We start from the raw sequence: 26,882 nt of genomic DNA, 5'->3' as shown, positions 1-26,882 counted from the left end.
ATTTAAAGGCTCGTTTACTAGTTTAAAAAACACTAAATCGTATAGGTGGAAAGATGAATGTTGGTAAAATGAGTTAAAGATAAAAAAAGACTTTTTAAATAATTAATATTCTTTTATAATTTTTATTATTAAAGAAATTATAAACACCTCATAATGAGGTGTTTTTTATAATAAGAACTTTAATTATATGAAAGGAGGCATTAATTTGAAATCTTTATTCAAGAATCACTATAAAAACATTATTATTTGTTTGATAGGCACCTTTGTCAATGCTGTTGGCGTAAACTGCTTTCTATTAGGTTCAAATTTAGGTGATGGAGGTACTGTAGGTATATCGTTAGCGTTAAAATATGCGCTTGATCTTTCTCCAGCTTTAACATCATTTATAATTAATGTCATTCTTATTATTATAGGGTGGAAATATTTAAGTAAAACTGTAGCAATTTATACGGTTATTTCAAATTCTTCGTTGTCATTATTTTTAGCATTAACAAAACATATTAATCTAGGTATTGATGATTTTGTTATTAATGCATTATTTGGTGGCGCAATTATAGGGGCTAGTGTTGGATTTGTACTATCTACGGGAAGTACAGTAGGCGGGCCTGCCGTTATAGCTAGAATATTAAATAAATATTTTGGTTTTAAAACAGCTAAGTCTATTTTTATATTAGATAGTTTAATCGTATTATCTTTCCTTATGGTTTTACCTTTGAAAAATGTATTATTCACCATAATAATGCTGTTCGTAACAGAAAGAGCGACGTCATTTATTATAGAAGGGTTTAATCCTAAGAAGGCAGTGACGATTATATCAGAGAAAAATGAGAGTATTGCAGACAAGATTAATGCTTTTACAGGCAGGGGATCTACGATTTTGCCAAGTAAAGGTGGCTATTCTAAAAATGCTTCAGGAATGCTTTATGTAGTTGTTCCTCAATCTCAAGTAACTAAAATTAAAAACTTAGTAAGTCAAGAAGATGAAAAAGCATTCTTAGTGATACATGATGTACGTGACGTCTTAGGAAGTACATTTATTAGTAATATAACTTAAAATCATAATATAAAAAGCGTCTCAATTAATTATCTAATTGAGACGCTTTTTGTAATGTGAGTTGTGTATTATCCATTAAAAATTAACAAGATAACGACTGCTACAATTTGTGCAATGAAAGTTGTAGCAATTCTGCGTGTATATAAATAACTGATAGATAGTATAAGTTGTACGATGAAAATAAACAATACTATCCATAGGTTATCTAAGTAATAAAAAAGAGACGCAGAACAAAGTGCTGTTATGATGATACTAAGCCAATTTGGTAATTTTAAATTGATTAGTTCTTTTTGTAATACTGTACGCATATATAATTCGTGACATGGAATTACAAAAATTAATGTAATAAGCATTTGCCATTTATAAAAAACACCAGTGTGTGCTAATTGTTTAACTAATTGTGCATAAGTTAAATCATAAGAAATAGCCGCCAATATAAGTTGGACAACTATGAGCACGATACCACTTAAAATACCTACACCGATAGAAGATAAAAGCCGTTTAGAGTTAATATCTCTTTGATAGAAAATATAACTCACACCTGCGATTAACATAATACCTGTGTATAAGTTCCAGTATTCTTGATGCTCACCACGCATGATGTATAAAATGATATGAAATACAATAAAGCTAATGATATACCATAACAATGCATTTGAAATTCTTTTCATATTCTTTATCCTTCTTGGTCAACAATTTTATATCTTTTATGATTAATAACAGTTTTCTCAGGTAAATCTAATTGAGCAAAATTTTCCATGATAGTTAAGTCAACGATGACCGAATTATCATTTATCTTTTCAACTCTGCCTTTTAAGCCATCATAAAATTCTACAATATTACCTACTTCAGCGACAGTCATGTAAAATCCTCCCTAGAAATGTTTACTAGCATATATTGTACTAAAAATTTGATAACAAATAAACAAATAACTATTAAGACGTGTGAAATAAAATAACGCTAAAAAGAAATATTCATTTTGCGAGTATATAATTGGCATTTTTAATGAAAATATTGCATAAATAAGGTAAGGGCAGTTAAGAGGTTAAGGAGGAAAAAAATGAAGTTCGTTAGCAACAATAACATTACAGATCCGACTATCAATTTAGCAATGGAAGAATATGTATTAAAAAATATGCCGAATGATGATAGTTATTTTCTATTTTACATCAACAGACCATCTATTATTATCGGTAAAAACCAAAATACTATAGAGGAAGTAAATCAAGAATATGTAGAAAAACATAATATCGACGTAGTTAGACGTATTTCAGGTGGTGGGGCAGTATACCATGATACTGGGAACCTGAATTTTAGTTTTATTACTGATGACGATGGCAATAGTTTCCATAACTTTAAAAAATTTACGGAGCCCATTGTAGAAGCTTTAAAATCATTGGGTGTAGATGCAGAGATGAGTGGACGAAACGATATTCAAGTCGGTCAAGCAAAAATTTCCGGCAATGCAATGGTAAAAGTAAAATCACGTATGTTTAGTCATGGGACGTTGATATTAAACAGTGATTTAAATGAGATACAAAATGCACTCCGTGTGAATCCTGCTAAGATAAAATCTAAAGGAATTAAATCGGTGCGTAGTCGCGTAGCAAATATTGTAGAATTTTTAGATGAACCAATTGATATTGATACCTTTAAAAAAGTAATATTAAAAACTATTTTTGGTGAAGCGGATCACGTAGAAGAATATAAATTAACTGACCAAGATTGGGAAAATATTGAGCAATTAAGCAATGAAAAATACCGTACATGGGAATGGAATTATGGTAAAAATCCTAAATATAACTTTGTGAGAGAAGAAAAATTTGAAAGAGGCTTCGTACAGCTTAAATTCGATGTTAAAAAAGGTCGCATAGAACACGCTAAAATCTTTGGCGATTTCTTCGGTGAAGGGGATATTACTGAGTTAGAACATGCCTTGGAAGGCACATTGCATGATTTTGATAGTATTGCAGAAGCGTTATCACAATATGATATTCGCCATTACTTTGGAGATATAGATCGTTTTGAATTAATTAGGCTTATGTCATAAGCCAAAATAAAAAGTCTATTCACTTACTATTGAATGTAGTAGGGAATAGACTTTTTATAATAATGATGCGCTTATTAAATTAACCAACGAGAAATTCCTCCAGATGTTTGTATTCTTCTGTGTAGCGTTTGAAGTCTTGTTCGTTTTTATTTTGAAGCGCTTTGTCGATTAATGTTTCTAATTGCTCTTTTCGAACGTTTCTTAAAGATTCATCTATAATAAGTTCGATACCTAGGTCATTAATTGTAGAAACAAATGATTCCAATGTATTGTATTTTACATTTGTATTATGTTTCATCTCCAACACACCCCTTCTATATATTTAAGTTAATTATACAATTATTAAATTTTGAAATCAATGAATATTCTGACATTTTAAAAGAAAAAGGTGTAAAAGTATACTTTAATTTATTATTTACTGGAAAAACTTCTGGTCATTTATATAAAAAATGATAAAAAATAAAAATTAATTTAATAATTTATTGATTTTATAAATTTGTTGATATACGATATAGTCAATAAAATTGAAGGAGGCGATTGAGATAATTAATAAATATGTTATAAAGAAAGGAGACATGGTAGTTCAACCGTTTGATACAAAAGAAAGAAAATATGGTGGCACAAGGGTATTAAAATATAAACAACCAACAGAAGAATTAAAAGAAAGAGCGCACAAAATAATTGAACGTTCATGCCGATTTTACGGTAGTAGTTATCATTTTAAGAAAGAGGACACCATACGCATCACAGGAATTATCAGTAAATCCCCGATATTATTCACTCCGTTATTTCCCACATACTTTTTCCCAACACACTCTGATAGAAAAGACGAAAATACATGGATTAATATTCATTATGTACAAAGTATCAAATCACTAAAAGATAGAAAGAGTAAGGTAACATTTGTTGATAACCAATTTATAACTATTGAAATTTCTGGTCATAGTATGAGACATCAATATTTAAACGCGATTTACTATTATTATATGATGGATAGAGAAGCAAGAATAACTACATTTGATCCAGATGCACCTATAGATTATACTAAACCGCAATTAAATATTTATGAAGCATTAGCCAAGTATTCATTGTTTGAACATAAATAGTATATTAATTTCTCATGTAAAAATGGAATATGCGGAATAATATATTAAATTAGTGTAAATGTTCCGCATATTTTTTTAATATTTCTACTTGAAAAATTGTCTGTAATTGATATAATAATATTTGTGCTTGATAAGAAGTGCTATTAATCCACAGTAGCTCAGTGGTAGAGCTATCGGCTGTTAACCGATCGGTCGTAGGTTCGAGTCCTACCTGTGGAGCCATTGGAAACGTACTCAAGTTGGCTGAAGAGGCGCCCCTGCTAAGGGTGTAGGTCGCGAGAGCGGCGCGAGGGTTCGAATCCCTCCGTTTCCGTTATTATAATTCCCGTTAAGTTGACGTTTTTAAAATGTTGATTTGACGGGTTTTTATTTTGTTAAATTTAATTAAGGAATGTAAATTGATTTTTACGCCAACGCTACGCCAATATTGGCATATATTTATCCATTTACGCCAACACGTTGACGTTATCCTTTCATTTCACTTAACTCTGATATTGCTTTATCGTTTTCTTCTTTAGCAGTTTCGTATAGTAAGTGAGAGTAAACGTCCATAGTTTCCGTTATTATAATTCCCGTTAAGTTGACGTTATTAAAACGTTGATTTGACGGGTTTTTATTTTGTTAAGTTTAATTAAGGAATGTAAATTGATTTTTGCTGACGGTGTGAAACAAAAGACTGCACCATTTTTTCCGAAGGTAGTAAAAACTATCGTGAATTTATGTTTATCTTTGAAGCAGTACTTTTGTAAAATATTAATATACCCATATAATAGTGAACAGTAATAAATAAAAGAAGGTGTATTGATGCGTGTATTAGATAGTTATTTTAAATTGTTTGATGAGGCTAATGATAGTGATGAAAGTTTTGCTCAATTAAACGCACTTTTTAGTGATGATATAACTTTTGTCTTAAATGGACGTACTTTTAACGGTAAAGATGCTTGGGAAAATTTCGTTAAACAAGTTTTTGATTCCAATAAAGAGTTAAAACATATGTATAATGGTTGGGAACAAAATAAAGATGGCACCTACGTTACTAAATGGGCTATTTGTGGCAACAGATATGAAACAGGCGTTTATACGCAAGAAGGCATTGATATCGCTAAATTAGATAGCGATGGAAAAATAAGCTATCTTGAAAATAGACCGAATAATAGTGATTTTCTGTCTTAATAAATACTATTTTAAAGCATTTCAATGAAAAAGCGCTAAACCAAATAATTGGTTTAGCGCTTTAATTATTATTGAGATTTATCATTATCATCATTTTTATTTTTGCTACTATTGCTGCTTTTGCTAATTAATCGTCTAATACCTCTAACAATATATCCTACAGCAAGTGCGCGTATAATTCTTTGTATAAATTGTTGCATAAGTTACCTCCTAAGTTATAGCAATTATATAGTAATGCTTACCCTATATTAATAACTTTAAGTCGTATAATCACAAATAAATTATGATGTTAATAAAAAACAATCATGCCATCTTCGTCGGCTTTTTTAAAGAAAATAGTAATGATACCACTTATGATAGCGACAATATATGGGATACCAGTCCAGAAGAAAATGATGTGCAATACGCCTAGAAAAACTTGATTGGAATAAAATTTATGAACGCCAATCCAACCTAATAAAAATGCTAATAATACATACGTTACTTTACTTACTCTCATAACAAAATCCTTTCTAATGATTAACTACAGTTTACTGCTTTAATGAAACACTGGTCAATCATTGTTCAATATAACTGAAAGTTTCGAATTTTAGATAGTTAATTATTTCAATATTTAGTTGATGTTATAATATAATATGAATGATAAAGCATATTAATTTAAAGGAGAAATAATATGATTAGAAAAGCAAAAGCATCAGATAAAGAGGCAATTGCAGAACTTTGTTATATCATATGGGAAGAACTTGAGATAGATATGGTTAAACAAATTGAACGTGAAAGATTATTAAAAGTTATGCAAAAGAGCATCGTCGATATTCAATATAGAGGTAATATTTCTAATATTTGGATTTATGAAATTGACGGGCATGTGGCAGGTTGTTTAATAGCGTATCCAGGAAAAGATGAATTGAAATTAGAACGCGCATGGTTGGATTTAGATGTTGATGAAGATATTAAAGCATTAGGTACACCTATGCCGATGAAAGAAGCAAATGATGACGAATATTATATCGAAACGATTGCTACTTTTCCAAATTACCGTGGCAGAGGCGTTGCTACTAAATTAATGCAATATGTGATTGAACAAGAGCCAACAGCTAAATGGAGTTTGAATTGTGATTATCATAATGAAAGAGCCTATTATGTCTACAATAAATTTGGTTTTAAGACGCAAAGTGATATTGATTTATATGGTCATAATCATAGACATATGGTGTATGAAGGGGATAAAGTACAGACAAATTAAAAAATCGACCTATTACAAGGTCGATTAAAAAGTATTAAATGCCACCTAACAAGGCACTAATGTAAATACCTAGGGCATAAAGTATACCGAAGAAAGTATTTGTTTTACCAGTCGCTTCCATAGCAGACATCATTGTTGCAGGTGTGTCATGTTTTTTAAATCTTCGTACTGCTTTAATTGGCATTGGGAATGAAAGCAATGCGAGTAGGAAGAATATAGAACCACCTGGTCTAAAGAATGCTAAAAATATTACAAATGCATAAGCAATAATATACATTAAACCTAGGAAACGTACAGAATTGTTCTTGCCTAAAAGAATTGGTAACGTGAAACGTCCTTTTTCTTTATCGTTGACTCGATCTCTAATGTTATTGGCCATGTTTATCAAACCGATAGTGATTACGATTGGTATGCTAATCCAAAAAACAAAAGCATGGAGATTACCTGTTTGAATAAAGAATGATAGGACTATAATAATCATGCCCATAAAGAAACCAGAAAACAGTTCTCCAAAAGGCGTCCAAGAAATAGGTAATGGACCTCCTGTATAAAGATAACCAATGGCCATGCAAACTAAACCAATAGGTATTATCCAAAATGAACTTTGTACCGCTAAGAAAATACCCAGTAAGGCTGCAATAATATAAAACGCTATTGCTATATTCATAACGAGTTTAGGACTCATGCCGTTACGTACGATTGCACCACCGATCCCAACAGAGTTATGATCATCTAAGCCTTTTTTGAAGTCGTAATATTCATTAAACATGTTCGTGGCAGCTTGTATTAATAAGCATGCAATTAACATTGCTAAAAACAGACTAATTTTAAGATGATCTTCACTACCTAATAAAAAGATTTTTGCTGAAGCTGTACCGACTAATACGGGTACTATTGCTGCAGTTAGGGTGTGAGGTCTCATCAGTAGCCAATATTTTCTGACGGTAGAATATTGTTGATATTGAGATGCCATAAATAAATTACCTCTTATTCTAAAAATATATACTTTAATAGAGTTATTTTAATAGAAGTTATTGCAGAGGTCAACATACGTAAGTTTAAAGGGCGTCAATTTAAGCAAGAATGAGTACAGAGATTGTGAAAGATGGTACAATATAATAATGAGTGAAATTTGAAATATGAAAGAAGTGAACGATATGAGTGTGGATGTCAGGGAAAATGAAATCGTCGCAGCGGTACACGCAAGTGAACGTAATTGGGTTTCCGTTGAAGCTCAAGTAGACTATGAACTTGACCCGACTATGTTATTTCAATTAACCGAAGCATATGCTGGTGATCGTTTTTATTTTAAAAAAAATGATAACTCAGCTTCATATTTTGGTTATGGGACTATTAAACAGTTAAAAAACGATTTACAAAACAAACAATCTATATTTCAAGAATGGGAACAATATAAGAATGATATCGAATTAATCCATCCTAATTCTACTTATCATCATTTAAGAATTTGTGGAGGTTTTCAATTTTCTGCACATAAAGAAAGTGATGAATGGAATGAATTTGGACTTAATCATTTTACCTTGCCTGAAGTGTTAGTCACGATGAGTAATGGTATTTCTTATATCACTTATACTGGGAAACAACAAAATTTTGATATCGACTATTTCAAATCTATCGTGGAATACCTTACTCAACCGACAAAACAAGTTGATTTAGATATGGGGCACGTTGAAACTATTGAAGATATATATAAAGATGAGTGGCGTGAATTAGTCAAAGAAACGATTGCTAAATTAAACGACGACAGCAAAGTTGTACTTGCACGTAAAAGATTAGTTGAATTTGATAAACCTATAAATATTGCTTATATATTAAAACAAGCAATGCAGGGTGAAAAAAATAGTTATTTAGTTGTTTTAGAATCGGCTAATAGTATTTTCTTCTCTCAGACACCAGAACAATTAATGGAAGTAGAAGAAGGCGTACTGTACACTAAAGCTATCGCAGGTACGATTAGTCGTTCACATGATGAGTCAGTTGATCAACGCAATATCGATGCATTTCTAAATGACACTAAAAATTTAAACGAGCATCAATTTGTAGTTAAAAGTATACTACAAGATATCAACCCATATGTTAAGACTATTCAATATAATGATAGCCCTAAAATATTAGCTAACGATCATTTATTTCATTTGTTAACTGAAATAAAAGGTGATTTGAAAAGTGAATCCTATATAGGTCTATTAGATAATTTACATCCTACACCAGCTTTAGGCGGCTTTCCTAAAGAAGCAGCTGTGAAATATATAGATGATAATGAATTTGGTACGAGAGGCTTGTATGGTGCGCCTGTGGGTTACATCGATATGTATGATAACTGTGAGTTTGTAGTAGCTATTCGCTCAATGTTGATAAAAGAGCAATGTGCTACATTATATGCTGGTTGTGGCATCGTAAATAATTCAAATCCTGACAGTGAAGTTGAAGAAACAGCAATAAAATTCACGCCAATGATGAAAGCTTTAGGAGTAGATAAAGATGATGAATCATAAAGAAGCCCTAACAAAACAAGTTTATACTTTAGCATCTGAACTATATGCATACGGAATTAGAGAAGTTGTTATTAGCCCTGGATCTCGTTCGACACCTTTGGCAATAGCAATCGAAGCTCATCCTAAACTAACTTCATGGATACATCCTGATGAACGTAGTGCGGCATTTTTTGCGTTAGGTTTAATGAAAGGTAGTGAAAAGCCTGTCGCAGTGTTATGTACTTCTGGTACTGCAGCAGCTAACTACACGCCAGCGATAGCAGAAAGTCAGATTAGCAGATTACCTTTGGTCGTACTAACTAGTGATAGACCACATGAATTAAGAGGCATTGGTGCGCCACAAGCAATAAATCAAACACAAATGTTCGAAAACTATGTACAATACCAATTCGATTTTCCAATAGCAGATAGTGGAGAATATGAAGAGAAAATGGCTGACACCATTGCTTTTCAATTACAAAAAGCAAGTCAACATCTTTATGGACCACATAGAGGACCTATTCATTTTAATTTACCGTTTAGAGAGCCATTAACACCAGACTTAGAAGAACGAAGTATGTTAACTTCTGATGTTAAGCCAGTCCCTCATTATCAAAAAACGGCAACGTTAAATGAAATAGCAACTATCATTAAGAAAAAACGTGGATTAATTATAGTTGGTGATGTGCAACATGAAGATGTAGATCAAATTTTAACTTTTTCTACTATTCATGACGTACCTATTTTGGCAGACCCATTGAGTCAACTGCGTAAAATTAAGCATCCTAACGTAATTACCACATATGATTTATTGTATAGAGCAGGGTTAGATGACGAAGTTGACTTTATTATTAGAGTTGGAAAGCCAGTGATTTCAAAAGCGTTGAATCAATGGTTGAAGCGTACTAAAGCTTATCAGATACTCGTACAAAATAATGATAGACCTGATGCGTTTCCAATTACGCCACATATTTCCTATGAAATATCTGCCAATGATTTCTTTAGACAATTAGCAGAAGTTTCTTCAGTCGATCGCTTGCAATGGTTACATTATTGGCAAGAATTGGAAAAAAGAGCAAAATCAAAAATAAAAGATTATGTTTATAATGCGAATGATGAAGCGGCATATGTTGCGCATTTATTAGATAAATTAACGGCACAAGATACGTTGTTTGTAAGTAATAGTATGCCAATTAGAGACGTCGATAATTTATATATTGATTGTGAAGCTGAAGTGTATGCTAATCGTGGAGCAAATGGAATAGATGGTGTTGTATCCACTGCAATCGGTATGGCAGTGCATAAGAAAGTCACTTTATTAATTGGCGATTTAGCTTTCTATCATGATATGAATGGCTTACTTATGTCTAAACTAAATGACATTAATTTAAATATTATATTACTAAATAACGACGGTGGCGGTATTTTCTCTTATTTACCTCAAAAAAACAGTGCGGAAGAATATTTTGAACGTCTATTTGGTACGCCAACTGGTTTAAAATTTGAACATGCAGCACTACTTTATAACTTCACTTATAAAAAAATCGACAACATAGAAGATTTTAAATATGAATCACTATCACAAATTGGTGCTTATATTTATGAAATTATTACTGATAGAGATGTTAATAAAGAACAGCATACAGTGCTTTATGACAAGTTAGGGGAAATCGTTAATGCTAAATTATAATTTTCATCCTGCTCAAAAAAATAGCAATAAATTGTTAGTGTTATTACATGGTTTTATAAGTGACCATAGTAGTTTTGACCATTTGTTAACATCATTTACAGATGACGTAAATGTATTAACGATAGATTTACCAGGTCATGGTAATGATGCAACGGCGAGTGATGAAGAATGGAATTTCAACGCTATTAGTCACTATTTAGATGAAACGCTAGAAGCATTTTCAAGCTATGACATTTATTTACATGGTTATTCAATGGGTGGTAGAGTTGCATTATATTATGCGCTTAATGGTAAGATGACATTGCAAGGTTTAATATTAGAAAGCACTTCTGCGGGTATTGATTCTGAAGAAAATCGTGTTGAACGTCAGCAAGTAGATAATGCACGTGCAAAGGTGTTAGATATTGCAGGCTTAGAAGTATTTGTAAATGACTGGGAAAAATTACCTTTATTTCAAACGCAATATGATTTAGATAAAAGTATTCAACGTCGTATTAGAACTATGAGAATGAATCAAGATCCTAGCCGTTTAGCTCAAGCATTAAGAGATTATGGTACAGGAAACATGCCTAATTTATGGCAATCAATTAAAAATATTCAGATACCAACATTGATAATTGTGGGTGAATTAGACCGCAAGTTTTGTGAGATTAGCCAGCGCTTAACAACAGAAATATCAACATCAGAAGTTATCAAAATTTCTAACGCAGGACATACGGTTCATGTGGAAGATGCTGAAGAATTTGGTAAAATAGTATTAGGTTTTTTATTTAAGGAGGAGCAAAATGACTAGACAGTGGGAAACGATAAGAGAATATAAAGAAATCAAATATGAATTTTATAATGGTATCGCGAAGGTAACAATCAATCGACCAGAGGTTCGTAATGCCTTTACACCAGACACAGTACAAGAGATGATTGATGCATTTAGTCGTGCAAGAGACGATCAACGTGTCTCAGTAATCATTTTAACTGGTGAAGGAGACAAAGCATTTTGTTCAGGCGGCGACCAAAAGAAACGTGGGCACGGCGGCTATGTAGGAACAGACCAAGTTCCTCGTTTAAATGTATTAGACTTACAACGTTTAATCCGTGTCATCCCTAAACCAGTAATAGCAATGGTTAGAGGATATGCAATCGGAGGAGGCAACGTACTTAACGTCGTATGTGACTTAACGATTGCTGCTGATAATGCTATTTTCGGCCAAACTGGTCCAAAAGTAGGTTCTTTCGATGCAGGTTATGGTTCAGGATACTTAGCTCGTATAGTTGGACATAAAAAAGCGCGTGAAATTTGGTACTTATGTCGTCAATATAACGCACAAGAAGCATTAGACATGGGCTTAGTTAATACAGTCGTACCTTTAGCTGATATTGAAGATGAAACAGTTAAATGGTGTGAAGAAATTATGCAACATTCACCAACAGCTTTAAGATTCTTAAAAGCTGCAATGAATGCTGATACTGATGGTTTAGCAGGTTTACAACAAATGGCTGGAGACGCAACATTATTATATTATACAACTGATGAAGCAAAAGAAGGTCGTGACGCTTTTAAAGAAAAACGTGATCCTGACTTTGATCAGTTCCCTAAATTCCCATAAAATTTAAATATAAAAAGCCTTTGAATATTCATATATTCAAAGGCTTTTTATTATACATGCGTGTTAAATTCCGGGCTGAAATTATTAATAAAAAAATAGTTGTTTAAAATATTTTTTGTAAACAATAACGCGCCATTAAATAATATAAAATAATTATTACTTTGATACATTCATTTTTATTTTTTCAAAACTTATAATTGACATATAAAATATTGCATATTATATTTAAGTGAATGGGGGGAGATATATTACAATGAACTATGACAAAGATATAAAGAAAGAATTTTGTTTTTTATTTTATGTAACAAACAAAGAGGTAGTTAACCGTTTTAATCAATACTTGAAACAATACGATATAAGTTTTCCGAATTTTATCGTATTACAATATATAGAACAAGATACACCAATTTATATAAAAACTTTATGTGATGAATTATATTTAGATTCGGGAACAATTAGTCCGATTATTAAAAGATTAGAAAAGAAACATTTAATTAAAAGAAGTCGTACAGAGGAAGATGAACGTCGTGTTAAGGTGCAATTGACTGAAGATGGTGTAGAATTAAAGAAACATTTTGATCAAGTTTCTACCGATGTATTAATGCAGTTTAATATGAGTCACGAGGATTTATATGCTTATACACAGTTAGTACGTAAATTTGCTGATATAAATATTAATCCTAAATAAAAATATAAGTTATATTAAAAGCCACACATTAATTATGTTGTTAATGTGTGGCTTTTATTATCAATAATTAGATTAACTATAGTTAGCAGTCATAAATTGTTTCAATCTACGCATACCTTCTTTAAGCACATCAAGCTCGTAAGCATATGAGATTCTTACATGGCCTTTACCATAATCAGTAAATGAAGAACCTGGAACGATGGCTAGATGAGCTTCTTCGAGTAATTTAACACAAAAGTCAAAATCATCAGTTGTAAATTTTGAAATATCAGGAAAAATGTAAAAAGCGCCTTCTGGTTTTGCGTTCAACTCGAATCCTAGTGCTTCCAACTCTGAAACTAAGTAATTTTTACGTTCGATATATGCTTCATTCATATATTGAGGTGCTTCTAATCCTTCATTTAAAGCAGCAATACAAGCTACTTGAGCAGGTACATTAGCACAAATACAATTATAGGCATGCATAAACGTTAATTTTTCTATTAAATACAAAGGACCTATTAAAAAACCAATACGAATACCAGTAGCTGAATGAGATTTACTTAATCCGCCTATAAGTAACAATTGATCTCTTAAAGCAGAGAATTGAGCGAAGGAAGTATGCTCACCATTAAAAGTATTTTCGGCATATATCTCATCACTAATTATAAAAATTTCGTGTTTGCTTAATGTATCGGCAACAGCTTTTACTTCATCATAACTCAATGTGACACCAGTAGGGTTGGTTGGATAATTGAGTAAAATTGCTTTTGTTTGTGGCGTTATATGTTGCTCAATTGCAGTAGATGTAATTTTGTAATCTGTAGTAGTGGTATCAATATATATAGGAACTCCGCCAAGCGTTTCTACAAGAGGGATATAGCCCGCATACACGGGTCCAGGAATGATAATTTCATCTCCAGGGTTCAATATACTTCTTAAAGCCGTATCTAAGGCCTCACTGGCACCATTCGTAACAATAATTTCTTCTTCGTCATAGAAAAAGCCATATTTGTTATTGAAATATTTACTTACTGCCTGTCTTGTTTCGCTTAATCCTTTATTGTGAGAATAGCTTGTCATATCTTCATTAATAGCATTAATATAAGCATCTTTCACAACTTGTGGCATCGTAAAGTCTGGTTGACCGATTGTCAGGTTAACGCAATCATCAATATCTTTCATTCTATTAGAAAATTGACGAATACTTGGCGCTCGTAAAAATTTAGACTGGTCGTTTAATGATAGTTGCATGATTTCACCTCAAAAATAAAAATTCCGAATTGCTATCAACAATCTGTAGAAGGTCATTTGAACAATTCAAATTAGTTCTAGCATAACATAGATTGAAGTATAACAATTCGGTTAAATACTAGTCCCGATAATCTGCCGGACGTTTTAAATGAATGGCTGGGTTTGTCCATTTTGCTACAAAGCGAGTAGATAATAAATAGACGATTATAGATGCCATTATTAGTAAATATATATATGTTAATACAGAAGTTGGTGATTTGAATGGATGGAAATCGAAAGCCTTGATGATGCCAATAAATATTCCATGCAATAAATACACTTGCATTGTTCTTCTGCCAATATATGTGAAGAAATGTTTACGCTTTGGTGTTAAGTTAAAGAAAGCAAACATTAAAAGTAGAATACCACAATAAATAACTAGTCGTTTAATTGGACTATATACGCCTTCTTTATCCTCTAACGAAACATAGCTTGCTCTTCCGAATAACCATTCTGATTTAATAGGATGAATGGTATAACCGAAATAAAAGACTATAAAAATAATAATGGATATAGGAATAAGCTTTTTATTTCTAAATATCGCAGTATGATGTTTATTAAACAAATAACCTAAATAGAATATAGGGAAAAATGTTATTGTTCTAGATAAACTTAAATATTGCCCAATATCATCAGAGAAACCTGCTAATAAAGATACAATCACTACTAAAGGTAAAATAATATATGGCTTATAGTCTTTTACAATAACCAATATAATATGGAAGAAAAATAGTGTAAGTAAGAACCATAACGCAAATACTGGATCAAATGGGTCAAAAGTTAATTTACTCTCTTTTCCTGTGAAATAATAAAAGACGGAGAAAAATGCAAAGAAAATAAAATATGGAATTAATAATTTCTTCGATACTTTTTCTATGTATCCTGCTTCGCCAGCCTTTTTAGCAAAGTATCCTGATATGAATAGGAAGCCAGGCATATGGAAACTATAAATTGTTAAATATAATGATGTGATAAATCCACTTGAACTCCTATAGGGTTCCATTAAATGTCCAAATACGACAAGAAATATTAATAGGGCACGGGCATTATCAAAAAAGTAATCTCTTTCTTTAATTTGTGTCATGATTCTGCTCCTTTAGTAAAATGCTCAATATATATAATTTATTATAAAAACGACTATCATTGCAACAAAATTGAGTATTAACCACATTATTGTTGTGAGATGATACAAACGATTTTATAATAAAAATAATATAAAAGTAGTGGAGATGATCAACTTTGTATAAACAACTAGAAAAACTTTTAACACATACGAGCAATGAATTAAATTTGGTTAGTAGAAGATTTGGTCAGTATACTGAACTATCTCCTGAACAAATTGAACTACTAACTATTGTTTTTAACCACTCCAAGTTATCCCAATACGAATTAACGATGAAACTTAATAAAGAACAATCAATCGTTTCTCGTTGGATAAAAAAACTATGTAAGCTAGGGTACTTGAAGAGTGTTCAAAATAAATCAGACTTAAGATGTAAAGACATCATTTTAACTGAAAAGTCTCGATTGTTAATTCAACAAATAATCAATAGAAGGGTCGAATTAATCGAAGCACGGTGTCATGGTTTAACTGAAGAAGATATACAACGTTTTAAAATATTATTAATGAAAGTTGCTGGGCGTTACCAATGTAATTAAACAGTATCTTTAAAGTAATTGAATAAATTTAAATTCGAAAAACGAAGGTTTATCACGAATTTAAAAGTTGAGGCTGAGACACTATTAAAACGTCTCAGCCTCTTGTATGTTACTTTAATAAAGTTTAAATGTATGTGTTAACGTCAAAGAATTTACCAACTTGACCCATTGAATCATAGAATCCTTTAATACGTGTTGCGTTATGTTTAGCCCAGTTTACATCCGTAGCATATTGATGTGTACCTGGGTTAGATGGATTCCAACGCATTTTGTATAACGTGTTTTGGCCTTGATGGATGTATGAGTTAGCTATAAACTTAGCTCCACCAATAATTGCCTTTCTAACCGTATTCCAGCCTTCTTGTTTAGCACGAATAAAGCCTTGTCTTACTGCGTCACTGTCATAAGCCCCAATACCAAACATATTGTAATACTTAGTATTAGCTTTAGTGTTTACTTTATTATTTATAACATCGCCACCATTAGCTAATGTAGAAGTACCATTACCAGTTTCTAGTAGGGCATGTGAAATAAGGTAAACTTCGTTAATATTATAAGTTTTAGCTGCTTCTTTAAATGCCGCACCTTGACCTTCTAAAATACCTTTACCTTGAAGTAATTTATTTAAGTTTGTAGCGCTAATATCTTGAGATTTATCTAAACGTAAGAACTGATACTTTTGAGTACTATCTTTAGATAAAACAGCTGTGTCCATTGCATTTTTAATTTCGCTTAACGTAGCGTTTTGCCATGTACCAGGTACGCGTTGTACTTGTGGTTTAAATGACAAACCATATTGTTTAGAAGCTGCTTGATTTAAAGTTTGTCCAGTACTGATATATTTAACTAATTCTTTACGTAAGTCAGACTCTTTAATCCAAACTTTTTTACCGTTTTCTAATGTGCCATGATACCAAGTAACCCCGTTAATAACGAGTTTTTCATAGCTTGCAAAGATTGTTGAGTAATATTGATTCAACGATCCAGCAGTCTTAGAAGTAGGGGAGTTATAGAAATAACCCGTCTTATTATATACGACATAATCAAAATTTTGCTTTTTAGCTTTAGTGTAATCTACAGGTTGAGCTTTAGTAGATGGTTTTTTCACCACTGGAGTTTTAGCTTTAACGCCTAAATCTTTTAAAGCAATCCAACCCGTCTTATTATTAACAGTACCGTAAACATATTCGTCTTTATCCACAAACACTGATTTTGATGAAGTGAAAGATTTGTTATTCAAGTTTTTTGATGGCTCAATAATTTGAGATTTAGTACCCCAAGGAATTGCATAAAGTCCACTATTAGTAGATTTAACTACATAGTTACCTTTTTTCGCAGCTGCTTTGCTTAGGTTACGTGTATTGATATTTTTAGTATCAACCCAACCAATAGGTGTACCGTTTGTACTGTTTTGGATTAAGACATATGTTGTATTACCTTGTTTACGTTGTTTCGTAACATTAAATGTTTTACCAGCATATTTTGATCCATCTTTAGCTGTTTTATCATAAACTGAAGCTTTGAGGCCTAATTTTGATGCGTTTGTTTGTCCAATTTTACTTACATTTTGTGTTTGGTTTGTCGTTGTTTTAGTTGTAGATTCAACTTTTGGTTTTGCAGCTGGTTTAGGTGCAGTTGCAGTTTTAGTTTTGGCGGTAGAAGCGGCCTTAACAGTAATGTCACCAGTTTGTAACCAACCTAAATTCGTTTTAGATTTACTATCAGTTATAAGGTAGAAAGATTTACTGCCCAGTGTCGCTTTTTTAGATAACTGATAAGTTTTACCATTGATATTGGATTTTTTAACGCCTGCTTTATCATATACAGTCGTGTAAACACCATGGTTGCTAGATTTAACAGTACCTTGTGTGTTCTTTAAGGAAGTAACTGTTAATTTGCTATTCGAAGAAGTAGCAGGTTTTTTAACAGTAATATCACCAGTTTGCATCCAACCTAAGTTCGTTTTATTGTCAGTAATTAGGTAGAAAGATTTATTACCAAGTGTCGCTTTTTTAGTTAATTGATAAGTTTTACCATTAATTGTTGCGTTCTTTTTACCAGTAGTGTCATAGACTGAAGCGTATAAGCCGTTATTTGTAGATTTAACAGTACCTTGTGTATTAGTTAAGTTAGAAACTGTTAATTTACCTGTAGGCGTAGTAGTGCCTGTGCTACCTCCAGTGTTACCACCTGTACTACCTGAACTTGTTGTGCCCCAAGCTGCAACTTTACCAGTTTTAATTAAATATTTTTCATTGATTAAATCATAAAGCTCGTCGTATGAGTAACCATGTGATTGTAAGTAATCGTGTGGGTCAGAGTGATCAGTACCACCTAAATAATTACTTACCGCTCTATGTGTCCATACTGTACCTTGACCATCATATTCAGCGCTGTCAGGTTTTAATCCATAATAGAGTAGGTTAGTTGCCGCATAGTCCGCATAATTATTGATTGAGCGAGCAAAATCGTCGGCAGTATGTGTATGCACTAATTCAACATGGATGAATCTATCATTAGCGGCTGGTCCAGCACCCCAAGCTAAATAGTCTGTATTTGCTGTTTCAATAACTCTGTTTCCATCTACATAAGCATGTACGAAAGCAGCATTATAGTTGTTTTTCATGTAGTTAACTTCGCCAGTTATAGTTGAACTGTCATTTGCAGTATCGTGCATTACGATACCTTCAGGTTTACCATAGCGATAACTATATTGTGGTAAATAGCTAGCGATATCTTCTTCGTATTTTGGTACAGTATAGTTTTTACTACGAATGTAATCATTGATAGAAGATTTAACTTGCGGTGTATATTTAGGTAAACTAGTAGTCGCTTTTGTTGCTGCTTCTTTTTTCACTGTTGCTTTTTGAGTTGTATTAGTAGCAGCAAGTGTACGTACTTTTGGTGTTGCCACTGCCATTCTGAACTTTGTAGTACCTGCAGATGTAGTTGCTTCTTTAGCTTTACTATCCTCAGCTTTGTCAGTCGTTTGTTGAGCAGCTGGTTTTTGGACAGCATCTTCAGTTTTAGTAGCAACAGTAGATGTAGTTGCTTTCTTAGCTTGGCTATCTTCAGCTTTTTCAGTTGCTTGTTGAGCATCTGGTTTTTGAACAGTATCCTCATCTTTAGTAGCGACAGTAGATGTAGTTGCTTTCTTAGCTTTACTATCCTCAGCTTTGTCAGTCGTTTGTTGAGCATCTGGTTTTTGAACAGTATCTTCATCTTTAGTAGCAACAGCAGATGTAGTTGCTTGTTTAGCTTGGCTATCCTCAGCTTTTTCAGTTGTTTGTTGAGCAACTGGTTTTTGAACAGTATCTTCAGCTTTAGTAGCGACAGCAGATGTAGTTGCTACTAAAGCTTGGCTATCATCAGCTTCCTCATCTTTAGGAGTAGGCTGCTGGTCTTTATTTACTCCATTAGTATTAGGTTGAGTTAAGTCGTTATCGTCATTTGATGTAACATTTGTTGATTGGTCACCTGATGTGTTGTTTTGAGCAAATTGTGTTGCATCAGTATCATTGTTCTCAACATTATAATTTTGTACATTAACATCAGCTGAATTTTGAGTATCAGCGTCATCTTTAGCTGAAGTTGTTTGACTGTCATTAGTTGAAGTTTCAGTTGTTTCATCAACGGCTTTATTTTCTTGTTGGTCTGTATTTTTATCGTCCGTTGTTTGTTGTTCTGTTTGTACGTTATCATCTTGAGTTGCTGCTTCTTTTGATTCATCAGTTGTAGTGCTATCTTGTTCACTATCATTATCAACTTGTGTTTGGTCAGTAGTTGACTGAGAATTACTACTTTCATCGTTTGTTGAATCATTATGTAAGTTGTCTAATGCCGCATCATAGTTTTGAGCGTTAGATTCGTCTTGTTCTTTAATAACTGTTGGATCTTGATAAGCTTGTGTCCCAGAAATATTAGTAGTTGGTTTGCTTACGTCACCCTTAATTTGTTCACTTTCTTTAAGTGCATTGTCATCGTTTAAAACATTTTTGTTAGGTGTTTGATCCTGAGTTTTCTCAGAAGCATGCGCATGATGTGTTGTCAAAGCCGTCCCTGCTAAAGTTAGAGCGATAATTGAAGGCGCTTTGTAATTAAATTTTTTTGGCATGTTACTACCCCTTTACTTATTAATGATTTATTTATCTAAATTATAATACGCCGAAAACTATCTTGTTTGTTTTTCATTAATTTGTAATGAAATAGTAATGTACGAAATCTAAGAGAAAACGACTTGAAAGCATGATAATTCTATATTTTCTAGGATAAATCAATTTATTAATATTACAAAATTATAATTAGGTTGATTAAAAATTAATAAAATTATTAAAGGGATTTAGTCATTTTAATATGCTTAATATTTTCTTCCATAAAAATTTCTCCAATAGGTGAATAGCCTAAATTATCATAAAATCGTTGAGCTTGAATTTGAGCATTTAAAATTAATTTATCATATCCTAAATTTTGTGCTGTTTGCTCAATAAATTGCATTAAATCTTTACCTATGCCTGTTTTTCTGTGCTCTTTCATAACTGCTACGCGTTCAACTTTCACACCATCATTAAAAGGGCGGAATCTGGCCGCTGCAATAGGAGTGTTATTTGTATCATAACCGATAACATGCGTTGCAACTTCCTCATAATTGTCTAACTCATTTTCTAAAGGCACGCCTTGTTCGTTAACAAAAACTTTTCTTCTAATATCAAATGCTTGTTCCAATTCTGTATGATTTTGAACTACTTTAAACATAATAATGCCTCTTTTCATATAGTATTTAGATTTAATAAAAACCCTATCGTTTTGTAACGATAGGGTGGTTAATTATTGTGCCTCTTTACGAATTATAGCTGTGTATTGCCAAAAAATTCGCATTTGTGCAATATTCCAATTATTCATTCCCATAGAAAATCCAGATGGTGTAAATAAATTAACATCTGTTACTTCTAGAGCAGCGGCAATTAAATATTGAATTGGTACACTAATTTGTTGCATTGTCTCTGTTATACCATTTTGATCGTAAACCCATGAAAATGGTAATTCAGATTCAAAAACATCAACTTTATCAAAAATTTCAGGTAATGCGACAATATAGCAAGCACCGTCAACGACAGGATTAGCATCACTATCTTTATAATAAATACGTAAAGCTTCATAATTTTCACGATGCTCATGGTTTACATAGAAAAACTCATTTCTAAAAAGTGCCATATCTTTACTATGAATTATTTGTTGTTCTAATACATTGAACATACCGCTTATATGAGCTAGTTTGTCGTAAGTTTTTCGAGTCATATAGTGTGCTCCTCTCAAATAAAATTAATATTGGGCTTGTTGTTGATTAGGGTCAGCATTTGGTTGTTGTTGCTGTTGTTGATTAAAATCGCCATTCTGTTGCTGATTTTGCTGTTGGTCTTGTTGCTGATCTTGTTGAGGCTGACCTTGTTGCTGCTGTTGTTGATTTTGATCATAATTTTGTTGATTACTATTGTTGTTGTTACTACCGTTTGATTGATTATTGCTATCATTAGATGATGCGTCATCATCTGATGAATTTGAATCATCGTCATCAGTAGTATCATTTTGGTTTTTACGTAATAAACTTTTTTCAATTTCAGTTTGTGGTACTAAATCACCATAATGATCAATAACACGCTGGTTTAAGAAGTCATTTTTATCAGTGATTTTTGGTAAATCTAAATCTTTTCTTAATATGTTAGAAGTGTCTTGTATGTTTTTAATATCAGGGTTGTAATAATAAACTCCACTTAGGTAATCATCATTACCTTTAAGTTGAGTCGTTTTAATATTAACATCTTTTTTCAGATATACGGAAGCTAATGCTCGTATTTCTTTATAACTTAAATTGTGTTTAGAATTTTTACCAACAATTTTAATAACTTCATCTAACTTATTAAAGGAATCAGATTTTTGTGCTTTGGCAAATAAAGCTTTTAATAATTCCATTTGACGTTGTCCACGTTTTAAATCAGAATCTTGGTGTCTCGTTCTCGCTACGGCTAAAGCTTCCTCGCCATTTAATTTTTGGTAACCTTTTTTCACTTTCGTTTTACCAGTATCATTCATATTTGGTTCGCTAATAGAATAAGGGACTTTGAAATAAATACCACCTAATTCATCAACAGCATCAACGAAAGCTTTCATGTTAATTCTAACATAGTAGTCTACTGGGACATTTAATGTCGCTTCGACTGTGTCCATTGAAGCTGCTGGGCCACCATATGCATGTGCGTGTGTAATTTTATCATAATAGCCAACTTTTGGAATGTAACTGATCGTATCACGAGGTATACTCAACATTCTTATTTGCTTTTTCTTAGTGTTTAAAGTAGATAGTATCATTGAATCTGTTCTAGAATGTTCAGTACTTTGACCATTCTTTTTTCTGTTGTCATTTTCATCAATTCCTAAAAACAAAATTGAAATAGGTTCTTTTGATGCATTTACTTTCGAATCTCTTAAATTTGATTTACGCGCCGAATCGCTATTATTAAATGAGTTCTCAAAAGCACCTTGAGAAGTTTTAAATAGAATAATAGCGAATACTATCGGAACAACAACTAATAACAATGAAAGTAAAATTAAAAAATACTTAAAAATTTTATTCATTTATAGATGCTCCCACTTATTAAATTTTTGTACATAATATTATATTTTAGGGAAAATTAATGTTAATTGTAAAGATTATTAATATTTTGTAAATAAGAAAATGTACTATAAGGTAATATTTTATTACTCTAAATGAAAAATATCAACTAAGTTTATGTATCATTTTTGTAATTAACTACATAATAGGTATAAACTGCTTTCATATATCTATTCAAAATGATTTATTGAAAGAATTAAGGTATAATGCAATATGTAGTTATATTTATAAAACCAAAGAAAAATTAAATTTCAAAGGGTACTATTAGTAAACAAACTTACTCATTAGTATACCTTAATTTAAGACATATATCTAAAATTTGAATTTTGTTTAACGTTGTGTAGGAGGAATACATATAATGAAACAACAATGGCTAAATAAATTAGACGAAAGCTTAGTTAAACCTTTTTATGAACAGCAATCTGAATCTGAGATTGAAGAAGGATTTAATAACACATTATCATTTGGTACTGCAGGGATACGTAGTACTTTTGGAATAGGTCCAGGAAGGTTAAATGCCTTTACTGTCAGAAAAGTAGCATTAGGTTTCGCAAAATATTTAAAAAATAACTGTAAGCGACCTAAGGTAGTTATTCACTTTGACACACGACATCTTTCTAAAGCATTTTGTAATGAAATGGCAACCGTATTAGCTTCTAATGGTATTCAAACGATTATTTCTGATAGTTATAAATCAACACCTGAACTATCTTTTACGGTTAGGCACTTACAAGCCAACGCCGGTATTATGATTACCGCAAGTCACAATCCTAAAAATTATAATGGTATAAAGGTATATAATCACGAGGGTGGCCAACTCTTACCGGAAGATTCAGAAATACTTAGTACTTATATTAACAGTATTGAAAGTCCATTAGACATAACACTAGGCGATTTTGATAAGTTAATCGCTGAAGGTACAATTGAATATTTAAATGATGAAGTGACAGATAGTTATAAACAAGCGGTGACAAATTTAGTAGATAAAATCGAACAAGATAATGTGAAGGTTGTACTTACAAGTTTACATGGTACAAGTTTACCTCTACTTAGTGATATTCTGAATGATTTAGATTATAACAATTATGTGATTGAACAAGAGCAATCAATCCCAGATGGTGATTTTCCAAGTGTGACGAGCGCTAATCCAGAAGAGGTTGAAGCTTTTGATAGAGGAATAGACTTAGCACGACAAGTCGATGCCAAACTAGTCATTGCCACTGATCCAGATGCAGATCGTTTTGGATTTGTAGAAATTGATGATGATCAAAATTATCATTATTTTAATGGAAATGAAATAGGCTTGATCTTAATGAAATTAAGATATCAAGATTTAATTGTTGAAGATTCTGATTTATATATTATTAAATCGATAGTAACAAGTGAAATGGCACAAAGGCTTGCTCAATCACTCGATGTAGAAGTTAATAATGTATTGACAGGATTTAAATATATTTCAGATTTATTATCTCAAAAAGAGACATCTTCAGAAAAATTGCTTCTAGCATTCGAGGAAAGTCACGGTTATTTAGCTCAGTCCATTTCTAGAGATAAAGATGCAATTCAGATGGTACCTTTAATTATTAAATATAAAAATTTATTAGCGCAAAATGGCTTATCTTTTAAAGAAATTTTAGACGATATATATAACAATATTGGTCATTTTAAAGATAAGACAATAGCACCTGTGTTTGAAGGTCAAGAAGGTAATGCCAAGATTGAACGTATTATGCAACAATTTAGACAAGAAGAGCACGAATTAACTACAATATGCGGACTAAATATTCGTCAAATTGAAGATTATGATAAAGGAAGCTTAATAGATAAAGAAAATGACACAAACGCGCAACTTGATTTACCTAATACTAATTTAATTAGGTTTATTTTTGACGAAGGTTTTATCGCCTTAAGACCGTCTGGCACAGAACCAAAAATTAAATTATATTTCTCACTAAATGTAGAAAATATTGACGACATTTCACAGCAATTTGTTAAAACTTTCATTGAATAACACCAAAGAGGAAGGTACAAGAAAATAAACATTGGTAAAAAGTTATATATAATTGTCGCTTCAGCAATCGTGATTTTATTAGTTATTATAGGCGTGTACGCATTTAAACAATATATGTCGGTAATGCCTAAAACAAATGTAATCAAGAAACAACAACAACTTTCAAAAGATAAAAAAGAAGACAAGCGATTAACAACAGTTTTCGATTTTCAAGATGCACAAGATACAGAAATAGACGATTACTTGCAACAATCAAAATTCAATGGCACAGTTGCCGTTTTTCACGATGGTAAAATTAAATTTAACAAAGGATATGGCATCAAAAATTTCCAAAATAATGAACATAATAGTGCGAATACGATGTATCTTATTGGCTCTTCGCAAAAGTTTTTTACTGGCATTATGTTGAAAAAATTAGTAGATGAAGGCAAAGTTAACATGAATAATCCTGTATCGGATTATATTCCATGGTTTACAACTACTAAGCCGATACCGTTAACTGATTTAATGTTGCATAAAAGTGGTTTGTTTAAATATAAAGGCTCAACTCATTTCCGTAATTTAGATGATGCAGTGCGTGCTATACAACAAAGAGGCATTCAAGAAGGCTTTTATAAGCGTCATCGTTATAATGATGGTAATTATTTAGTACTAGCAAAGGTTATCGAATCTGTGTTGAACAAACCTTATTCAAAAGTATTTAACGAAACGATTGCCCATAAATATAAACTGAAACATACTGCATTTTATGATGATCCAAATGCACAAAATGATATGGCAATTGGCTACAAAAACGTTAATAATCAACCGCAATTTATGGACCCTATATTTTTAAGCCAGTATTATGGCGCTGGAAACTTATATATGACTCCATATGACATGGGGAAATTTATAGTAGATATTCAACGAAATCGTGTTTTTCCAGAACATGAAACTCGGCCTTTTCTAAAAGAAAGTAAAACAATAAAATATCCAGATGCGTATAGATATGGCTTTTATTCTTTTAAGGATAAAAATAGAATAAACGGTGGATTTTATGGGCACGTATTTACTTGTTATTTTAACGATAAATATATAGTAGTAGTTGGCACTAATTATGAAAATCCAGAGGTCAAAAATGAAGCTATAATCAAACATATTTATAGTAATATTTTGAAACAAGGTGGAAATTATAATCAAGTAGGGCATACCTATTAATAAAAGACTTCCTAAACAGAGTTAAATGATAAAACTCGTTTAGGAAGTCTTTTTATTTACAGTATTTTAATGCTTCGAATAATAATTTTTCGAATTCATCAGTTTCTATTGATAATACGATAGTACTATTAGGATAAGGCGATTTAAAATCTATGGAGCTAGCACCACGTGTAAGTACGCTATCCGTTTCGATTTCTACCAATCCTTCTGCTACTTCAAAACTTTCAGGATGCAGTAAATATAACATCGTATAAGCATCGTAAATATTGATACCATATTCAAAATCATCACCACGATAATGTGAAAATAATTGGTGTAACATATCACCAGTTTCATTTAGCGATTTTAATTTATCAATTTTAGAATGTACTAACGTTGAACTACGTGCCACATCAAGTCCTATCATAGTTAATGGTAAACCTGAATTAAAAACGATACGAGCAGCTTCAGGATCACAGAAAAAATTAAATTCTGCAGCTGGTGTGACATTGCCTCTGCCGGCGCTACCACCCATCATAACTATTTCTTTAATATTATTTTTAACTTCTGGGAAAGTTTTTAGTAATAAGGCTATATTTGTTAATGGGCCGATAGGGATTATTGTAATCGGTTCTGTACTATTCTTTAATGATTCATACATAGCAAGTACCGCATTATTAGATGCAAGGGTATCTAAATCTACTTCTGGGAATAAATAACCGTCCATACCAGATTCGCCGTGCACATCGCTGGCACTAACAATATCTGAGATTAGTGGATGAAATGCACCACGATGTACAGGTACATCACTATTAAAATAATGAGTTAATTTCAAGGCATTGGCGGTTGTTTTTTCTACGCCTACATTACCGTTAACAGTTGATATCATTTTGACATCAAATTGAGGGTTGTTTAATGCAATACTGAGTGCAGCAGCATCATCAATGCCTGGGTCAGTATCAATAATAATTGGTTGTTTCATTGTTTACCT

General features: G+C 32.0%; 26 protein-coding genes and 2 tRNA genes. 15 read left to right on the top strand and 13 right to left on the bottom strand.

Annotated elements, in window-relative coordinates; genetic code table 11:
* Positions 1 to 205 precede the first annotated feature (205 nt).
* Entirely contained in the window at positions 206 to 1,054 is an 849-nt protein-coding gene (locus ISP08_RS08855; protein WP_411847779.1) for a YitT family protein, read from the top strand.
* A 68-nt stretch (positions 1,055 to 1,122) separates the two neighbouring features.
* On the opposite strand, the gene ISP08_RS08850 is transcribed toward ISP08_RS08855, so the two are convergent.
* Both ISP08_RS08850 and ISP08_RS08845 read right to left on the bottom strand, forming a co-directional pair.
* Positions 1,123 to 1,725, bottom strand: a complete 603-nt coding sequence (locus ISP08_RS08850; protein WP_048792738.1) for a CPBP family glutamic-type intramembrane protease — start codon at positions 1,723 to 1,725, stop codon at positions 1,123 to 1,125.
* 5 nt (positions 1,726 to 1,730) lie between these two features.
* The gene (locus ISP08_RS08845; RefSeq protein ID WP_048792739.1) at positions 1,731 to 1,916 is read right to left on the bottom strand and encodes a YkvS family protein; all 186 of its coding nucleotides are present in this window, start codon (positions 1,914 to 1,916) and stop codon (positions 1,731 to 1,733) included.
* Between the two features lie 198 nt (positions 1,917 to 2,114).
* On the opposite strand from ISP08_RS08845, the gene lplA reads away from it, so the two are divergent.
* The gene (lplA, locus tag ISP08_RS08840; protein ID WP_048792740.1) at positions 2,115 to 3,104 is read left to right on the top strand and encodes a lipoate--protein ligase; all 990 of its coding nucleotides are present in this window, start codon (positions 2,115 to 2,117) and stop codon (positions 3,102 to 3,104) included.
* A 79-nt stretch (positions 3,105 to 3,183) separates the two neighbouring features.
* Here lplA and ISP08_RS08835 read toward each other — a convergent pair whose 3' ends face one another.
* On the bottom strand, positions 3,184 to 3,402 hold the full coding sequence (locus ISP08_RS08835; protein ID WP_048792741.1) for an IDEAL domain-containing protein: 219 nt from the start codon (positions 3,400 to 3,402) through the stop codon (positions 3,184 to 3,186).
* A gap of 244 nt (positions 3,403 to 3,646) precedes the next feature.
* Between ISP08_RS08835 and ISP08_RS08830 the strand changes: the two genes are divergently transcribed.
* The 4 genes from ISP08_RS08830 (at position 3,647) to ISP08_RS08815 (ending at position 5,383) form a co-directional block, all read left to right on the top strand.
* Entirely contained in the window at positions 3,647 to 4,210 is a 564-nt protein-coding gene (locus ISP08_RS08830; protein ID WP_411847783.1) for a competence protein ComK, read from the top strand.
* Between the two features lie 147 nt (positions 4,211 to 4,357).
* A tRNA-Asn gene (locus tag ISP08_RS08825) sits at positions 4,358 to 4,432 on the top strand.
* A 2-nt stretch (positions 4,433 to 4,434) separates the two neighbouring features.
* A tRNA-Ser gene (locus ISP08_RS08820) sits at positions 4,435 to 4,523 on the top strand.
* A 491-nt stretch (positions 4,524 to 5,014) separates the two neighbouring features.
* Positions 5,015 to 5,383, top strand: a complete 369-nt coding sequence (locus ISP08_RS08815) for a nuclear transport factor 2 family protein (protein WP_195718378.1) — start codon at positions 5,015 to 5,017, stop codon at positions 5,381 to 5,383.
* 68 nt (positions 5,384 to 5,451) lie between these two features.
* Here the strand turns inward: ISP08_RS08815 and ISP08_RS12940 are convergent, their stop codons facing one another.
* Both ISP08_RS12940 and ISP08_RS08810 read right to left on the bottom strand, forming a co-directional pair.
* Positions 5,452 to 5,583 (bottom strand): hypothetical protein, encoded by a 132-nt coding sequence (locus ISP08_RS12940; RefSeq protein WP_267904779.1) that lies wholly within the window; start codon positions 5,581 to 5,583, stop codon positions 5,452 to 5,454.
* An 89-nt stretch (positions 5,584 to 5,672) separates the two neighbouring features.
* Entirely contained in the window at positions 5,673 to 5,882 is a 210-nt protein-coding gene (locus ISP08_RS08810) for a TM2 domain-containing protein (protein WP_195718377.1), read from the bottom strand.
* Positions 5,883 to 6,056: 174 nt separating this feature from the next.
* On the opposite strand from ISP08_RS08810, the gene ISP08_RS08805 reads away from it, so the two are divergent.
* On the top strand, positions 6,057 to 6,629 hold the full coding sequence (locus ISP08_RS08805) for a GNAT family N-acetyltransferase (protein ID WP_048793687.1): 573 nt from the start codon (positions 6,057 to 6,059) through the stop codon (positions 6,627 to 6,629).
* 34 nt (positions 6,630 to 6,663) lie between these two features.
* Here ISP08_RS08805 and ISP08_RS08800 read toward each other — a convergent pair whose 3' ends face one another.
* Entirely contained in the window at positions 6,664 to 7,602 is a 939-nt protein-coding gene (locus ISP08_RS08800; protein ID WP_048793688.1) for a 1,4-dihydroxy-2-naphthoate polyprenyltransferase, read from the bottom strand.
* A 184-nt stretch (positions 7,603 to 7,786) separates the two neighbouring features.
* Here ISP08_RS08800 and ISP08_RS08795 point away from each other — a divergent pair, with 184 nt between their 5' ends.
* From ISP08_RS08795 to ISP08_RS08775, 5 genes are all read left to right on the top strand, one after another.
* Entirely contained in the window at positions 7,787 to 9,145 is a 1,359-nt protein-coding gene (locus tag ISP08_RS08795; RefSeq protein WP_195718698.1) for an isochorismate synthase, read from the top strand.
* Entirely contained in the window at positions 9,132 to 10,814 is a 1,683-nt protein-coding gene (menD, locus tag ISP08_RS08790; RefSeq protein WP_048793689.1) for a 2-succinyl-5-enolpyruvyl-6-hydroxy-3-cyclohexene-1-carboxylic-acid synthase, read from the top strand. Before ISP08_RS08795 ends, menD begins: the two co-directional genes overlap by 14 nt.
* Positions 10,801 to 11,607, top strand: a complete 807-nt coding sequence (menH, locus tag ISP08_RS08785; protein ID WP_048793690.1) for a 2-succinyl-6-hydroxy-2,4-cyclohexadiene-1-carboxylate synthase — start codon at positions 10,801 to 10,803, stop codon at positions 11,605 to 11,607. The genes menD and menH overlap by 14 nt, the downstream gene beginning before the upstream one ends.
* On the top strand, positions 11,600 to 12,418 hold the full coding sequence (gene menB / locus ISP08_RS08780; RefSeq protein ID WP_048793691.1) for a 1,4-dihydroxy-2-naphthoyl-CoA synthase: 819 nt from the start codon (positions 11,600 to 11,602) through the stop codon (positions 12,416 to 12,418). Before menH ends, menB begins: the two co-directional genes overlap by 8 nt.
* Positions 12,419 to 12,665: 247 nt before the next feature.
* Positions 12,666 to 13,106, top strand: coding sequence for a MarR family winged helix-turn-helix transcriptional regulator (locus ISP08_RS08775; RefSeq protein WP_411847782.1), 441 nt, complete (start codon positions 12,666 to 12,668; stop codon positions 13,104 to 13,106).
* A 72-nt stretch (positions 13,107 to 13,178) separates the two neighbouring features.
* Here ISP08_RS08775 and ISP08_RS08770 read toward each other — a convergent pair whose 3' ends face one another.
* Both ISP08_RS08770 and ISP08_RS08765 read right to left on the bottom strand, forming a co-directional pair.
* The gene (locus ISP08_RS08770; protein ID WP_195718375.1) at positions 13,179 to 14,339 is read right to left on the bottom strand and encodes an aminotransferase class I/II-fold pyridoxal phosphate-dependent enzyme; all 1,161 of its coding nucleotides are present in this window, start codon (positions 14,337 to 14,339) and stop codon (positions 13,179 to 13,181) included.
* Positions 14,340 to 14,457: 118 nt separating this feature from the next.
* Positions 14,458 to 15,462 carry an acyltransferase family protein gene (locus ISP08_RS08765; RefSeq protein ID WP_195718374.1) on the bottom strand — a complete coding sequence of 335 codons (1,005 nt, stop codon included), beginning with the start codon at positions 15,460 to 15,462 and terminating at the stop codon, positions 14,458 to 14,460.
* 155 nt (positions 15,463 to 15,617) lie between these two features.
* On the opposite strand from ISP08_RS08765, the gene ISP08_RS08760 reads away from it, so the two are divergent.
* Positions 15,618 to 16,037 (top strand): MarR family transcriptional regulator, encoded by a 420-nt coding sequence (locus ISP08_RS08760; protein ID WP_048793695.1) that lies wholly within the window; start codon positions 15,618 to 15,620, stop codon positions 16,035 to 16,037.
* Positions 16,038 to 16,161: 124 nt separating this feature from the next.
* On the opposite strand, the gene ISP08_RS08755 is transcribed toward ISP08_RS08760, so the two are convergent.
* The 4 genes from ISP08_RS08755 to ISP08_RS08740 form a co-directional block, all read right to left on the bottom strand.
* Entirely contained in the window at positions 16,162 to 20,151 is a 3,990-nt protein-coding gene (locus ISP08_RS08755) for a glucosaminidase domain-containing protein (protein WP_195718373.1), read from the bottom strand.
* Positions 20,152 to 20,366: 215 nt separating this feature from the next.
* The gene (locus ISP08_RS08750; RefSeq protein WP_195718372.1) at positions 20,367 to 20,789 is read right to left on the bottom strand and encodes a GNAT family N-acetyltransferase; all 423 of its coding nucleotides are present in this window, start codon (positions 20,787 to 20,789) and stop codon (positions 20,367 to 20,369) included.
* 72 nt (positions 20,790 to 20,861) lie between these two features.
* On the bottom strand, positions 20,862 to 21,332 hold the full coding sequence (locus tag ISP08_RS08745; protein ID WP_048794242.1) for a DUF2538 family protein: 471 nt from the start codon (positions 21,330 to 21,332) through the stop codon (positions 20,862 to 20,864).
* A gap of 24 nt (positions 21,333 to 21,356) precedes the next feature.
* Positions 21,357 to 22,667 carry an LCP family protein gene (locus ISP08_RS08740; protein WP_195718371.1) on the bottom strand — a complete coding sequence of 437 codons (1,311 nt, stop codon included), beginning with the start codon at positions 22,665 to 22,667 and terminating at the stop codon, positions 21,357 to 21,359.
* Between the two features lie 395 nt (positions 22,668 to 23,062).
* Between ISP08_RS08740 and ISP08_RS08735 the strand changes: the two genes are divergently transcribed.
* Together ISP08_RS08735 and ISP08_RS08730 are read left to right on the top strand one after the other, a co-directional pair.
* Positions 23,063 to 24,715 carry a phospho-sugar mutase gene (locus ISP08_RS08735; RefSeq protein ID WP_195718370.1) on the top strand — a complete coding sequence of 551 codons (1,653 nt, stop codon included), beginning with the start codon at positions 23,063 to 23,065 and terminating at the stop codon, positions 24,713 to 24,715.
* 123 nt (positions 24,716 to 24,838) lie between these two features.
* Complete coding sequence (locus ISP08_RS08730; protein ID WP_244138697.1) at positions 24,839 to 25,912, top strand: serine hydrolase domain-containing protein; 1,074 nt, start codon at positions 24,839 to 24,841, stop codon at positions 25,910 to 25,912.
* A 52-nt stretch (positions 25,913 to 25,964) separates the two neighbouring features.
* Here the strand turns inward: ISP08_RS08730 and rihC are convergent, their stop codons facing one another.
* Positions 25,965 to 26,873, bottom strand: coding sequence for a ribonucleoside hydrolase RihC (rihC, locus tag ISP08_RS08725; protein ID WP_195718369.1), 909 nt, complete (start codon positions 26,871 to 26,873; stop codon positions 25,965 to 25,967).
* Positions 26,874 to 26,882: the final 9 nt, after the last annotated feature.

The organism is Staphylococcus lloydii, assembly GCF_015775975.1.
In the GTDB taxonomy this organism is placed as follows: Bacteria; Bacillota; Bacilli; order Staphylococcales; family Staphylococcaceae; genus Staphylococcus; species Staphylococcus lloydii.
Note: the sequence above shows the minus strand (reverse complement) of the source record. Positions and strands in the feature narration are given on the sequence as shown.